A 13,266-nucleotide genomic window follows, 5' to 3' on the forward strand; every position below is an offset into this window, starting at 1 on the left:
GAAATGAATATTTTATACATTCATTTTCCATTAATTTCTTATAGCCTGGTCACTTATTCTTCTAATAATAGCTTAGTTCTGTTTCAGGATAATAGTGTTTTAAAATTTCTTGATAATTATACCCATCTCCTGCCATTCCATTTGCTCCATATTGACTCATTCCTACCCCATGACCATAACCAGAAGTAATAATCTTAACTTCTTCTTCGTTCGTTTTGATCAGAAAGTTTGTTGATCTAATCCCTAATTTTTGTCTGAACTCTCGTCCAGAGAAGAGATGATTACCCACTCTTACTTTTAAAACCCGATCACTTAAACTTCTATTAAGTATCTTAATCTCTTGAAGTAGATTACTACTTATTCCTAGCTTATGGTTAAATTCTCGGACTGAAAAGATTTCTTGATCTTGATAATATGGGGAGTCTTTTTCGTATATGCTAGCTACTGATCTTAAATATGGTAGATCATTCCCCCAAACTTCAACTGCTGCTGCTGTATAATCTCCACTAGTAGAATGATAAACAGCATTAATTAGTTCATCTTGATATTTTATTATAATCCCGGCAGTTTCTTCTACTGCTGCTGAAATTCGTGGCCAATAAAATAAATAATTTAAGCCTCCCCACCTATCTAACAACTCTGCTTTAGAAGTCCATGCTTGATCTATTGTGCTATCAGTCGTTAATGGTTGCCCCTGTTCTAAGTTTCTAAGGGCATAGGTTCTAGCAGCTACTGCTTGAGCTTTTAAAGCTTCAAATTCAAAAACAGCTGGCATTTCTGCCGCTACAACCCCCTTTAAATACTCTTCTAAATCTAAAAATAATATCTCATCTGTAACATTGTCATAAACCTCAATCTCAATTGATGGACTAGCAAAATAATTAGATAAGTTTATTATCACGATAGGAATTACAATCATTAACAATAACAAAGATATAATCAAACAAAGTAATAATTTATTATTAACTCTTCTCCCCCCCAATAACTCTGTTTTGTTAATTTTTATGCTGTTTAAATTTAGATATTCCAAATAAAAATAAAGTAAGCTAATAACCATTTAATCACCTTAAAACTAAAAAATTATCTATAAACCTGTAGTGCCCTTAAAAAGAAAAAAGTACCCCTTATTCAGAGGTACTTACTCGCTTGATATCAACACCGATTCCTTTTAATTTTTCTGTTACACTTTCATATCCACGTTCAATATGATAGATATCTGTTATCTTTGTTTTTCCTTCTGCTGCTAAAGCAGCTAAAATCAAAGCTGCACCAGCTCGTAAATCGGTAGCCTTTACTTTAGCTCCACTCAAATTAGATTTTTTAACTATCGCACTCCTACCATCTATTCTAATATCTGCTCCCATTCTTCTTAATTCATCAGCATGACCAAACCGATTTTCGAATACTGTTTCAACAACTATACTATTTCCTTCAGCTTGAGTCAATAAGGCCATAAATTGAGACTGCATATCAGTAGGAAATCCAGGATAAGGTAATGTTTTGATATCTGCAGATTTTAGCTGTCCGTTACCAATTACTTTAACTCCACTGACATCTTCTTCTATCTTAACCCCCATTTCCTTCAGTTTAGCAATTAAAGGCTTAATGTGTTCTACCAAAACATTATTAATATATAATTCACTTCCTGTAATTGCAGCTGCCATCATATAGGTACCTGACTCAATTCGATCTGGAATGATTGTATATTCACTACCATTTAGCTGTTCAACCCCTGTAATCCGAATTATATCAGTTCCAGCTCCTTTGATCTTGGCCCCCATTACATTTAAATAATTTGCTAAATCAATAATCTCTGGCTCTCGTGCTGCATTTTCAATAATTGTTTTTCCTTCAGCTGTAGTTGCCGCCATAATTATATTCATTGTAGCTCCTACGCTAGGATAATCTAAGTAAATTTTAGTACCTGTTAGTTTATTAGCTTTTATTTCTACTACACCATGTTCAATTTCTACTTCAGCTCCTAAAGCTCTAAATCCTTTCAAATGCAGATCAATTGGTCGATTACCAATTTCACAACCACCAGGCAAGGTAGTTGCAGCCTCACCATACCGGGCCAACAAAGCACCCAAAGCATAATAAGATGCTCTCATCTTACGGGCTAGAGAATAAGGAACTTCTAAACGATTAACAATATCAGTATTAATCATTAATTTATTTTGATCATAATCAAGATCAACTTCTGCTCCTAAAGACACCAGTATCTTAATTAAGTTATTAATATCCCTTAAATTAGGTATCCCATATAATACACTCTTTCCAACTCCCATTAAGCTTGCAGTTACAATTGGCAAAGCAGCATTCTTTGCTCCACTAATGCATACTTCTCCTTCTAATTTATTGCCACCATTTATTACTAGATGTTCCATATTATTATTTCCTCCTATCCTTATAATCAAAAGCCCACTGAAACTATTCTTGATCAAACTATAAATTCCTGCCTCCTAGCACAAATTAAATTAGTGATCACCAGGACAATTTTTTCCAAACATCTTATCAAGCCAAGTTATCTTGTGATAATTTTTTAATTCTTCAGGAGCACGCTCTTCTAATAGGCTATAACATTTAGAACAGATCTTTTTACCTCTAGCATTAATTAGTTCTTCAGGAAGCCCCTTTTGCTTTAGCCTTTCCTTACGTTGTTCTACAAAGATATCTTCTCTATTAACAGCATGATCGCTAACTACCACTAAGCCTATCTCTCCTTTAAAATCTGGAGAACTAACTTTTTTAAAAGATAGATTATTTTCCCTTGCAACTTTTATGTATTCTTTAGCTGCTGAAGAGGAAACTTTACTATCAATAATTAATTTTTTAGCTGCTGAATCCTTGGTACTGGTTATAATTTCAGGATAAACCCCTTCTTCCTCCACCTGAGTGATAGTCAATGCCTTTAACACTCTTTCTTTAAATTCACCTAAATATTGATTTCGCTCTCCCTTCTTTAATTCAAGCCCACCATGAGCTTCTACTCCTACTTTTCTTTCTAGTTCACTCTTTCCTTGTTGACTTTTAAATGCTTCTTGTTGCAAATCTTTATCTTTACTCATATTTTATCACCTCTAAGTTAGTATTGACCAGAACAAAACATTATATTATTTCAAGGGTAGATTTGTCAAGAATATTAAAGCTATTTTGTAATATAACCTAAATTGCAATAATATATTACCATTTTTTATGTCCATAAAAAAAGAGCAAGAGATATGATCTCTTACTCAAAATTATTGCCTTTAGTAACTTTTAATCTATTTAATGCCCTTTGTAGAGCCAATTCAGCCCTTTTTTCATTAATATTCTCTGTCTTGGACCCAAGCCTATCTTCTGCACGTTTCTTAGCAGCTTCTGCTCGCTCTACATCAATTTTATCAGCAAATTCAGCTGAATCAACTAAAATAATCGTCTCTTCTGGTCTAACTTCCATATAACCTTTAGTTGCAGCCAATATCTGCTCTTCATTATCTTCTTTAATTCTAATAGCTCCAATATCCAACCCTGTAATTAAAGGAATATGCTCAGGCATAATCCCTCTATCTCCATCGATAGTTCTTACAGTAACTCTTTCTATCTCATTGTCATAAACCACTTTTTCTGGAGTAACGATATTTAATCTCATTTTTGGCATGATTAATCACGCCCTTTTGAATTTTCTGCTTTCTCTACTGCTTCATCAATTGTTCCTACATACAAGAATGCTTCTTCAGGTAAATCATCATGCTTTCCTTCTAAAATCTCTTTAAAACCACGAACTGTTTCATCAACAGATACATAAGTACCAGGCATCCCTGTAAACTGCTCTGCTACAAAAAACGGTTGAGATAGGAAACGTTCAATCTTTCTTGCTCGTTCCACGGCTAACTTATCATCTTCTGACAGTTCATCCATACCTAAAATTGCAATAATATCTTGTAAGTCTTTATATCTCTGTAAAATCTCCTGTACTTGACGTGCTACTTGATAATGCTCATCCCCTACAATATTTGGATCCAAGATTCGTGAAGTAGAATCTAATGGATCTACTGCAGGATAGATACCCTTCTCCGCAATCGGTCTTGATAATACAGTTGTTGCATCTAAGTGAGCAAAAGTCGTTGCTGGAGCAGGATCTGTCAAGTCATCTGCTGGTACATAAACTGCCTGTACAGATGTAATTGAACCATCCTTAGTTGAAGTAATTCTCTCCTGTAAATCTCCTACATCTGTTGCCAAAGTTGGCTGATAACCTACTGCTGATGGCATTCTTCCTAATAAAGCCGAAACCTCAGAACCTGCTTGAATAAATCGGAAGATATTATCAATAAATAACAGTACATCCTGTCCGGCTTGATCACGGAAATATTCAGCCATCGTCAACCCTGTCAAACCAACCCTCATTCTAGCTCCAGGTGGTTCATTCATTTGCCCATAAACTAAAGCAACTTTATCTAATACTCCTGATTCTTTCATTTCTAACCATAAGTCATTACCCTCTCTAGTACGTTCACCTACACCAGAAAATACTGAATAACCACCATGCTCAGTCGCTATATTATTTATTAATTCCATAATCAAAACTGTCTTACCTACACCTGCACCTCCAAATAGACCTACTTTACCACCTCGAGCATAAGGAGCTAATAAATCAACCACCTTAATTCCTGTTTCAAATATCTCAGTAGATGTATCCTGTTCTTCATAAGCAGGTGCATCTCTATGAATTGGAGCATAGGCGTCAGCTTCTACATCTCCTTGTTCATCAACCGGCTCACCTAATACATTGAATATTCTCCCTAAACATTCTTCACCAGTCGGAACGGATATTGGCCCATCTAAATCCAAAGCATCCATCCCTCTAACTAAACCATCAGTAGATGACATAGCTACACCCTTAACTCGATTGTCACCTACTTGTTGCATAATTTCAATTATAACATCACGTTCGTTTCTTTTATCTATAATTTTTACTGCACCATTAATTTCTGGTAATTCACCACTATCAAATTCAACTTCAACTACTGGACCAATAACCTGGACAACTTGTCCAACATTTTGGTCTGTAGCAGTATTTTGACTCATCATAATACCCCCTCTAACTCCTATTCTAATGCTTCAGCGCCACCAACAATTTCAGAAAGTTCCTGTGTAATTGCAGCCTGGCGTGCTCTATTATAAGATAAAGTCAAGTCCTCTATCATCTCTTCAGCATTTTCAGTTGCAGAATCCATAGCTGTCATCCGTGAAGCAAACTCACTAGCTTTAGACTGCAATAATGCACTAAATAGAATGTTTTTAATATATTGTGGCAACACAACTGATAAGACTTCTCCAGCTGAAGGTTCATATAAGTACCTAGTACCAGCATCTTCTGGTTCTATATCATCTGGGTCAACAGGTAATAACTTAATCTTTTTTACTTCTTGGCTAATTACACTTTTAAAATCGGTATAAACTAAATATATCTCATCAAAAACTTCCTGCCTATATAAATCAATTATCTCCTGAGCAAAATTAGCCGCATTATGAAAAGTAGGACTATCATCTAACTCAAGATATTCAGAAATAATTTCAACATCTTGCCTTCTAAAGTAGTCTCTCCCCTTTTTCCCGATAGTAACCAAATTATTTTCTTGGTTATCAGCTTGAATACTAGTTTCAACTTTTTTAATAACTCGATTATTATACGGGCCAGCTAATCCACGATCACCAGTAATCAAAAAGTAACAAACTTTTTTGACATCACGCTCTTCTAACAAAGGATGTAACCTATTATCTATCTTAGAAGTAACATTCACTAAGGTCTTACGTGTCTTTTCAAAAAAGGGCTTAGCATTTTCAGCTCTTTCCTGTAACCTTCTTAATTTAGCGGCAGCAACTAGCTTCATAGCTTTAGTAATCTTTTTAGTGTTTTTAACACTAGCTATCTGCCGCTTAATATCTCGCATACTTTTCATCTAACTCACCCCACTTTCTTACCCAGACATTTAACTATAAACTAGGCTGTTTCTTTTTGTTCACTAGTTACAAAATCTCCTTTAAACTTCTCAATAACAACTTCTAACTTTTCCTCTGTTTCTTCTTCTAATTTTCCAGTATCAGCAATTGCTTGCCTGATTTCTGGATTACTATTTTTTATGAAATTAATAAACTGCTCTTCAAATTCAGTAATGTCTTCGACAGGAATATCATCCAAATGGCCATTAGTTACGGTGTAAATAATAATTACTTGATCCTCTACATCGTATGGACTCGTTTCCTCCTGCTTTAAAACCTCAACAATTCTTTCTCCACGAGCAAGCTTTTGTTGAGTGGCCTCATCTAAATCAGATCCAAATTGAGCAAAAGCTTCTAATTCACGATATTGAGACATATCAAGCTTTAATGTCCCTGCAACATCTTTCATTGCTTTAATTTGAGCATTTCCACCAACTCGTGATACAGATAGTCCAACATTAACTGCTGGTCTAACACCTGAATAGAATAATTCACTCTCTAGGAAAATCTGACCATCAGTAATTGAAATTACATTTGTTGGAATGTAAGCTGAAATATCACCAGCTTGCGTCTCAATAATTGGTAAAGCTGTTAAAGAACCTCCCCCTAAGTCATCATTTAATTTAGCAGCTCGCTCCAGCAAGCGAGAATGTAAATAAAATACATCACCAGGATAAGCTTCTCGCCCAGGTGGTCTTCTTAATAATAAAGACATCTCACGATAAGCAACAGCATGTTTAGACAAATCATCATAAACTACCAATACATCTTTCCCATCATACATAAAACCTTCTCCAATAGTACACCCTGTATAAGGTGCTAAATATTGTAAAGGAGCCGGTTCACTAGCGGCAGCAGAAACAACAGTTGTATACTCCATTGCTCCAGTCTCCTCTAACTTATCTACTATTTGAGCAACAGTAGATGACTTTTGACCAACAGCTACATAAATACACATTACATCTTTACCTTTTTGATTAACTATTGTATCAATTCCAATAGCTGTCTTTCCAGTCTGTCTATCACCAATAATCAGCTCACGCTGTCCTTTTCCAATTGGTACCATAGAGTCAATAGATTTGATTCCAGTCTGTAATGGCTCTTCTACTGGCTGACGATCAACAATTCCAGGTGCATCAGATTCAACTGCTCGAGCTTGTTCAGTATTGATTGGCCCTTTCCCGTCAATAGGCTGGCCTAAAGCATTCACAACTCGCCCCTTCATCTCTTCACCGATAGGAACCTCTACAATTCTTTCAGTTCTATGTACAGCATCCCCTTCCTCAATTTTTGACTCATCACCTAAAATTACACAACCAATACTGTCCTCTTCTAGGTTCAATACCATTCCATAAACACCACTATCAAACTCTAATAATTCACCTGCCATAGCGCCTTCTAATCCATGAATTCTAGAAATTCCATCACCAACGCTAAGAACAGTCCCTACACCTTTAGTTTCTAATTCAACATCATAATTTTTTATCTGCTCTTTAATAATAGAACTGATCTCTTCTGCTCTCAGATTCATTCTATTTCACCCCTAACTTACTTACTTCTAAATTATTTAAATTAGTTTTTAACCTTTTTAATTGATTCAACAAACTACCATCAATTACCTTATCACCAATCTCTAAGACTAATCCACCTAGTAATTCAGACTTAATACTAACATTTAGCTGAATCTCTTTTTCTGTTAATTTTTCTAATTTATCCTTAAGATTCTTCTTATGCTCTGCCGATAATTCTATTGGTGCTTTAACAACAACCTCTAATTTTCCTTGGTATTGATTAGCTAACTTTTTAAACTGCTGCTGAATATCAATCAAATAATCTTCCCTATTTTTATCAAACAACAACTTTAAAAAGTTCAATACCCTCTCAGATACTTCTTCACTAAAAACCTCTGTATAAATTTCTTTTTTTTGCTTAACAGTTAACTTAGGATGCTCTAATACCTTCTTTAGTTCTTTGCTCTCAGCAATTACTTCTATTACTTCTGTTAATTGCTGTAAGGTTTCTTCTAAAGCATTCTCCCCAACTGCTACTTCAAATAAGGCTTGAGCATATTTTTCAGCAACCTCATTCTTTAGCATTGTACGTCACCTAATTTCTCCTCATCTAATCGTTCAATGTAATTACTAATTGTCTGTTCCTGAATATCACTATCAATAGACTGCTCAAGTAACTCTTTAGCTATCTGAACAGAGATAGTAGTAACTTCATCTTTTAAACCTTCAACTGCTTGCTGTTTAGCTCGCTTAATCTCTTCTTCAGCCTTCTGAACTTTGCGATTAGCTTCTTCTTTCGCCTCAATAATTATATCTTCTTTTACACGCTTTGCTCGACGCTGACTATCTTCGACTATGCTCTGTGCTTCTAATCTAGCTTCCTTAAGCTTTTGTTGATATTCCTCTTTTAACTCTTTAGCTTCCTTTTCCCTTTGCTTAGCATCATCAATTTTATTAGAAATACTTTGAGATCTCTTTTCCATAAATGCACTTATTGGTTCAAATAAAAAATGGCGTAACAACAAAAACAACACTACAAAATTAAATAGTTGAAAAAAGAATGTTACATCTATACTGATCACCTATGATTCCCTCCTTTCAAAACTATCAACAATATAATAAATATTAAAGAAGATGAATAATGAAACAAGCATTACTCATCTTCAATTGTCCTCTAACAGACCAATCAAATTTAATTACCCTAATAAGCCAATTAGAGGATTCGCGAATAATAAAATCAAAGCTATTACCAAGCCATAAATTCCTGTTGTCTCAGCAACTGCAGCTCCTAATAACATAGTTCTAGTAATAACCCCTTGTGCCTCTGGTTGTTTACCTACTGCTTCAGCACCTTTACCAGCAGCAAACCCCTGACCAATTCCTGCTCCAATACCAGCTATCATTGCCAAACCTGCTCCAATTGCAGATGCAGCTAACACTAATGCTTGATCACTCATTATTTATTTCCCCCTTCAAAATTTTAATAGTTCTAAATAGATTATAATAAAGCTAACAATGGGTTAGCAAATAACAAAATTAAAGCAATTACCAAAGCATAAATACCTGTTGTCTGTCCTACTGCCTGTCCTAACAACATAACCTTAACAATTAAGCCCTGGTATTCAGGCCGACGACCTGCACTTTCAGTTCCTTTTCCAGCAGCATAACCTTGACCAATTCCTGGGCCAATCCCTGCAATCATTGCTAAACCAGATCCTAATACAGAAGAAGCAATCACTATTGCTGTGCCTTCAACTCCAATCATTGGATTCCCAAATAGTAAAATCAAAGCTACTACCAAAGAAAAGATACCAGAGGTTTCAGCAACCGCTGATCCTAACAACATTACAAAAGTAATATTATTGCTGTTTTCAGTATTATCTGCTACTGCTTCAGCACCCTTCCCGGCAGCAAAACCTTGACCAATTCCTGGGCCAATCCCTGCAATCATTGCTAAACCAGCTGCTAAAGCTGTTGCTGCTAAGACTAAGGCAGTCGGGCTAAACTGATCTAACCAGTCCAATAAGAAAATTATTAAATTGGAGATTTCATCCATCTATCCAATCCCCCCCTTTCTCCACTTAACCAAAAAAGCTACTCTACCTCCATAGCAATATAAGTCATAGTTAACATGGAAAAGATGAAAGCTTGTAAAACTCCTGCAAAGACATCAAAGTAAATAGTAGCTATTCCCGGAACCACTAATGGAACTACTCCAAATAACAAAGCCATAATTACTACACTCCCCATCATGTTACCAAATAAACGAAAGGCTAATGACATAGGATCAGCAAATGCTCCAATAACATTTATGGGAAAGAGTAGTGGCATTGGCTCAAAATAACCTTTTAGATAATTACCAATCCCCTTCTTTTTAACTCCCAGAAAGTGCACATTAACAGCAGTAATAACTGCTAAAGCTAAGGTAGTATTTAAATCCGCTGTCGGAGTATAAAGATTGAAGAGATCTCTTCCAGGAATAATTCCAACTAAATTGGCAATTATTAAATAAATGGTTAATGTTCCAATATAAGAAACAAAAGCCCTTTTTTTAGTGTTCATTGTAGTTTCCACTAAATTAGCAATCCCTTCTACATAAGCCCCCATTATATTTTGTAAACTACCCGGCTCAGGTTCTTTTCTTAAATTTTTAGTAGCTAGCCAAGAAATCAAAACTAAAGCTGCCATAATAACCCAAGTAGTAGTTACAGTAGATTTTACTGGAGCACCAGCAATATTAAATAATCTAGTTAAAGCATTATTCGGTAAATAAAACATTTCAACTGGGGCAAATTCCATTTAATTTCCCTCCTTTCTTTTAATTTCAGAGTATTTTTGGCTGTCGGGCCAATAATTTAAAGCATTAGTTACTAAAACGAATAATTTTACCGTTAGCATTCCAATTACTGTAGTTAATAAGTTGACATCGCTACGTTGTAAAGCTATATAAAAAACAGCAAACCATAATACATACCTGATTATATATTGAATAAAAACATACATTCCAGCTTTAACCGGAGTGAATTTAACCGATTTTTGTAGCGAAACCGATAATAACTGAAAATTAATCAAACTCATTACAGAACCAACCAAAAAGCCAAAAGCACTTTTATAACTAAATAAAACAAATAACAATAATAATATACAAAAATCAAATAAGGCTGTCCACTTTAATACAAATAGCTTTGTCTTTTGTACTGCATTCATATAATCACTTCCTAACCTTACTCGGACATAAGTAATCTATAAGCATTCCTAAACCCAACTATAACCCCTAGTACAACAAAGACAGCCAGAAATAAAGCTCCTGTTCCTAACCAATTATCCAATCTGTTACCTATCCAAATCCCAATTGCTATCGGTATCAGAATAACAATTCCTATTTGAGATAATAATGATAATGCCTGTAAAATACCTAATTGATCCTTCATCATAACTCTCCTAATTTATAAACTTTTTTAGTCCAAAGAATAAAATTCATTTTATGTACAGCAAAATTAAATAATCAGACTAGTCGTCTTTAGTTTATACAGTTCACCGGCAATTATACATATATGGAAAATAAACATCTATATGGATTAATCTACACTAGCCCATTTTATTATACTATAAGTTTCTAGTTTTGTAAAGTTGATTTACACTCAGCCCTAATATTTTTGAAAATACAATTTTAACTTAAGGCCTAACTCTAATTTTTTAAAATTATAACATATTAAAAGATAAATATAAAGTTAAATTAGATTTTCTTCTTTTTGACTCTACGTTTGATACACCTCTGATTTAAGAATACAGATATAAGGTAAGTTGCGATATCTTTCATCATAATCTAATCCATAGCCAACAACAAATTCATCAGGAATCTCAAATCCATTCCAATCAGACTCTAATTCCTTTTCAGTTCTACGCTCAGGTTTATCTAACAAGGTACAAACCCTAATACTATTAGGATTACGTGTCTCCAAAATACTAATTACATGTTTTAAAGTCTTTCCTGTATCAATAATATCTTCTATTATTAAAACATCTTTATCTTCAATACTTTCCTCCAAATCCTTAATAATTCTGACATTCCCAGTAGAAGTTGTCCCTTCATAACTAGTAACATCCATAAAATCAAATACAACAGGCAATTCTACATAACGGGCCAAATCTGCCATAAAAACAAAGCCACCTCTTAAAATACAAACCATAACAATCTCATCATCTTCTTCATCATAATAATCAGTAATTTCTGCCCCTAATTCCTTGATTCTTGCTTTTAACTTTTCTTGATCAATTAAGATTTTTTCTACTTCATTTTCTAGCATTTTAACTCCTCCTTAAATTAACAATTTCAATTATTAGAATTTTTTTTGTTTCTTCAACAACCTTAAATCTCTCATCAATTCTTAATTTAGCTACCCAAAAAATTTCTCCTTCCAAAGTAGTAAAGATAGGAACCTTATCTCTCCGTGCTAATGGCACTTTCTCATCAATTAAAAAATCCTTTATTTTTTTACTCCCCTTCATTCCCAAAGGATAAAATCGATCCCCCTCTTTTCTTTGCCGAAGATAAAACTCAAAACCTACTTTAGAAAGATCTAAATGAGCTTTATTAGGGTTGTTAAGTTCTTTTTTCCATGGATAAGTATTCTTTACCACTTTAGTCTTTACTTCTAATCCTAAATCTAAAACTTTAATCTCCCCTACTGATAATTTATGCTCAAAGTAATTGGTTTTTTTATCTGCCCTTCCACCAATTTTAAAGATAACCTGCTCATAATTTAATGCAACAACCATTTGTTGTGGAAGATCAATTTGAGTTCCAGTTTCTCCAGTTAATATAAAATCTATAATAGATTCTATGTGATGATAATAAAAGCCTTGTTCTTGCCCACTTAATAACTTTAAAGTTCTCTTAACAACTCTACGCTGTAAAGCAAGATGTAACTCAGAAAACTTATTCTTTAAAATAACCAACTGGTGAGGAGTCTCCTTTAATAATAATCGATTCATTACTTCTATTGTTGATTGTACTAAAAACTTCTCTTCTCCTTGTAAAATTTCAGCATTTCTTTGTAATGTATTGATTAAGTTGCTATTATATTCTTTTATTAATGATGGTAATAGTTCTAACCTAATTTTATTTCTATAATAAATAGTGTCTAAATTAGTTTTATCTAATCTCGATTCGAGATTATATCGCTGACAATAATTATTTATTTCTTGCTTGGTCAACTCAAATAAAGGCCTAACAACTTGATCTCTTTTCGGGAATATTCCAGCTAAACCTTTTAACCCTGCCCCTCGTAATAAATTCATTAAGATTGTCTCAGCTTGATCATTAGCATGATGACCCACCGCAATCTTAGTTAGATTAAATTTTTTCAGATATTTAAAGAGAAAATCATATCTTACCTCTCGAGCAGCCTCCTCTAATGAAAGCTCCATTCGTTGCTGATAAGATTTAACATCATACCTTTCAACTGTAATCGGCACTTCCCATTTATGAGCTATCTGTTTTACAAACTCAGCATCTACAATCGACTCTTCTCCACGTAGCATATGATCTAAATGAAAAACATGTAGCTGTAAATCATAATCTTCTCTTAATCTCTTTAAGATATGTAATAAAACCAATGAATCAGGCCCACCAGAAACAGCAACTAAAATCTTATCACCAGTAGATAATAAATCGTATTTAATAATTGTCTCCTTAACTTTAGTCAATAAAGTCATCTTATGTAAATCCATACCAAAATTTAAATTTCATACATTATTTTAACTTAAA

General features: G+C 34.1%; 16 protein-coding genes. All 16 read right to left on the minus strand.

From position 1 onward, the window contains the following. Positions 1-61: 61 nt before the first annotated feature. The 16 genes from spoIID to tilS all read right to left on the minus strand — a co-directional run bounded on the left by spoIID (position 62) and on the right by tilS (position 13,214). Complete coding sequence (gene spoIID, locus ACKF5P_RS10690) at positions 62-982, minus strand: stage II sporulation protein D (RefSeq protein WP_408955188.1); 921 nt, start codon at positions 980-982, stop codon at positions 62-64. Between the two features lie 142 nt (positions 983-1,124). Beyond that, entirely contained in the window at positions 1,125-2,387 is a 1,263-nt protein-coding gene (locus tag ACKF5P_RS10695) for a UDP-N-acetylglucosamine 1-carboxyvinyltransferase (protein ID WP_408955189.1), read from the minus strand. A gap of 90 nt (positions 2,388-2,477) precedes the next feature. Beyond that, positions 2,478-3,068: a YueI family protein gene (locus ACKF5P_RS10700; RefSeq protein ID WP_408955190.1), complete on the minus strand. Its 591-nt coding sequence runs from the start codon at positions 3,066-3,068 to the stop codon at positions 2,478-2,480. Between the two features lie 161 nt (positions 3,069-3,229). Continuing rightward, positions 3,230-3,640 carry a F0F1 ATP synthase subunit epsilon gene (locus ACKF5P_RS10705; RefSeq protein ID WP_408955191.1) on the minus strand — a complete coding sequence of 137 codons (411 nt, stop codon included), beginning with the start codon at positions 3,638-3,640 and terminating at the stop codon, positions 3,230-3,232. 2 nt (positions 3,641-3,642) lie between these two features. Further along, on the minus strand, positions 3,643-5,070 hold the full coding sequence (gene atpD, locus ACKF5P_RS10710) for a F0F1 ATP synthase subunit beta (protein WP_408955192.1): 1,428 nt from the start codon (positions 5,068-5,070) through the stop codon (positions 3,643-3,645). A 20-nt stretch (positions 5,071-5,090) separates the two neighbouring features. Continuing rightward, positions 5,091-5,945, minus strand: a complete 855-nt coding sequence (atpG, locus tag ACKF5P_RS10715) for an ATP synthase F1 subunit gamma (protein ID WP_408955193.1) — start codon at positions 5,943-5,945, stop codon at positions 5,091-5,093. Between the two features lie 41 nt (positions 5,946-5,986). Further along, entirely contained in the window at positions 5,987-7,516 is a 1,530-nt protein-coding gene (gene atpA, locus ACKF5P_RS10720; RefSeq protein WP_408955194.1) for a F0F1 ATP synthase subunit alpha, read from the minus strand. Between the two features lies 1 nt (position 7,517). Continuing rightward, positions 7,518-8,081 carry a F0F1 ATP synthase subunit delta gene (locus ACKF5P_RS10725; RefSeq protein ID WP_408955195.1) on the minus strand — a complete coding sequence of 188 codons (564 nt, stop codon included), beginning with the start codon at positions 8,079-8,081 and terminating at the stop codon, positions 7,518-7,520. Beyond that, on the minus strand, positions 8,075-8,578 hold the full coding sequence (atpF, locus tag ACKF5P_RS10730; RefSeq protein ID WP_408955196.1) for a F0F1 ATP synthase subunit B: 504 nt from the start codon (positions 8,576-8,578) through the stop codon (positions 8,075-8,077). The genes ACKF5P_RS10725 and atpF overlap by 7 nt, the downstream gene beginning before the upstream one ends. 114 nt (positions 8,579-8,692) lie before the next feature. Further along, entirely contained in the window at positions 8,693-8,953 is a 261-nt protein-coding gene (gene atpE / locus ACKF5P_RS10735) for an ATP synthase F0 subunit C (protein WP_408955197.1), read from the minus strand. Positions 8,954-8,994: 41 nt separating this feature from the next. Next, positions 8,995-9,552 carry an ATP synthase F0 subunit C gene (gene atpE, locus ACKF5P_RS10740; RefSeq protein WP_408955198.1) on the minus strand — a complete coding sequence of 186 codons (558 nt, stop codon included), beginning with the start codon at positions 9,550-9,552 and terminating at the stop codon, positions 8,995-8,997. A gap of 38 nt (positions 9,553-9,590) precedes the next feature. Further along, positions 9,591-10,295, minus strand: a complete 705-nt coding sequence (gene atpB, locus ACKF5P_RS10745; protein WP_408955199.1) for a F0F1 ATP synthase subunit A — start codon at positions 10,293-10,295, stop codon at positions 9,591-9,593. Further along, positions 10,296-10,703: an ATP synthase subunit I gene (locus ACKF5P_RS10750; RefSeq protein WP_408955200.1), complete on the minus strand. Its 408-nt coding sequence runs from the start codon at positions 10,701-10,703 to the stop codon at positions 10,296-10,298. A 17-nt stretch (positions 10,704-10,720) separates the two neighbouring features. Beyond that, a complete protein-coding gene (locus tag ACKF5P_RS10755) occupies positions 10,721-10,927 on the minus strand; it encodes an AtpZ/AtpI family protein (protein ID WP_408955201.1) in 207 nt (68 codons plus the stop codon). A 327-nt stretch (positions 10,928-11,254) separates the two neighbouring features. Next, positions 11,255-11,803, minus strand: a complete 549-nt coding sequence (gene hpt, locus ACKF5P_RS10760) for a hypoxanthine phosphoribosyltransferase (protein ID WP_408955202.1) — start codon at positions 11,801-11,803, stop codon at positions 11,255-11,257. Between the two features lies 1 nt (position 11,804). After that, on the minus strand, positions 11,805-13,214 hold the full coding sequence (gene tilS, locus ACKF5P_RS10765) for a tRNA lysidine(34) synthetase TilS (protein WP_408955203.1): 1,410 nt from the start codon (positions 13,212-13,214) through the stop codon (positions 11,805-11,807). Positions 13,215-13,266: the final 52 nt, after the last annotated feature.

The sequence above is a fragment of the Natroniella sp. ANB-PHB2 genome, assembly GCF_046097105.1.
GTDB lineage: Bacteria > Bacillota > Halanaerobiia > Halobacteroidales > Halobacteroidaceae > Natroniella.

Bases quoted from the DNA above. Each gene is read 5' to 3' on its own strand.
- ACKF5P_RS10695 (WP_408955189.1), bottom strand. From the start codon at position 2,387: ATGGAACATCTAGTAATAAATGGTGGCAATAAATTAGAAGGAGAAGTA.
- ACKF5P_RS10700 (WP_408955190.1), bottom strand. From the start codon at position 3,068: ATGAGTAAAGATAAAGATTTGCAACAAGAAGCATTTAAAAGTCAACAA.
- ACKF5P_RS10705 (WP_408955191.1), bottom strand. From the start codon at position 3,640: ATGCCAAAAATGAGATTAAATATCGTTACTCCAGAAAAAGTGGTTTAT.
- atpD (WP_408955192.1), bottom strand. From the start codon at position 5,070: ATGAGTCAAAATACTGCTACAGACCAAAATGTTGGACAAGTTGTCCAG.
- atpG (WP_408955193.1), bottom strand. From the start codon at position 5,945: ATGAAAAGTATGCGAGATATTAAGCGGCAGATAGCTAGTGTTAAAAAC.
- atpA (WP_408955194.1), bottom strand. From the start codon at position 7,516: ATGAATCTGAGAGCAGAAGAGATCAGTTCTATTATTAAAGAGCAGATA.
- ACKF5P_RS10725 (WP_408955195.1), bottom strand. From the start codon at position 8,081: ATGCTAAAGAATGAGGTTGCTGAAAAATATGCTCAAGCCTTATTTGAA.
- atpE (WP_408955197.1), bottom strand. From the start codon at position 8,953: ATGAGTGATCAAGCATTAGTGTTAGCTGCATCTGCAATTGGAGCAGGT.
- atpE (WP_408955198.1), bottom strand. From the start codon at position 9,552: ATGGATGAAATCTCCAATTTAATAATTTTCTTATTGGACTGGTTAGAT.
- atpB (WP_408955199.1), bottom strand. From the start codon at position 10,295: ATGGAATTTGCCCCAGTTGAAATGTTTTATTTACCGAATAATGCTTTA.
- ACKF5P_RS10750 (WP_408955200.1), bottom strand. From the start codon at position 10,703: ATGAATGCAGTACAAAAGACAAAGCTATTTGTATTAAAGTGGACAGCC.
- ACKF5P_RS10755 (WP_408955201.1), bottom strand. From the start codon at position 10,927: ATGAAGGATCAATTAGGTATTTTACAGGCATTATCATTATTATCTCAA.
- hpt (WP_408955202.1), bottom strand. From the start codon at position 11,803: ATGCTAGAAAATGAAGTAGAAAAAATCTTAATTGATCAAGAAAAGTTA.
- tilS (WP_408955203.1), bottom strand. From the start codon at position 13,214: ATGACTTTATTGACTAAAGTTAAGGAGACAATTATTAAATACGATTTA.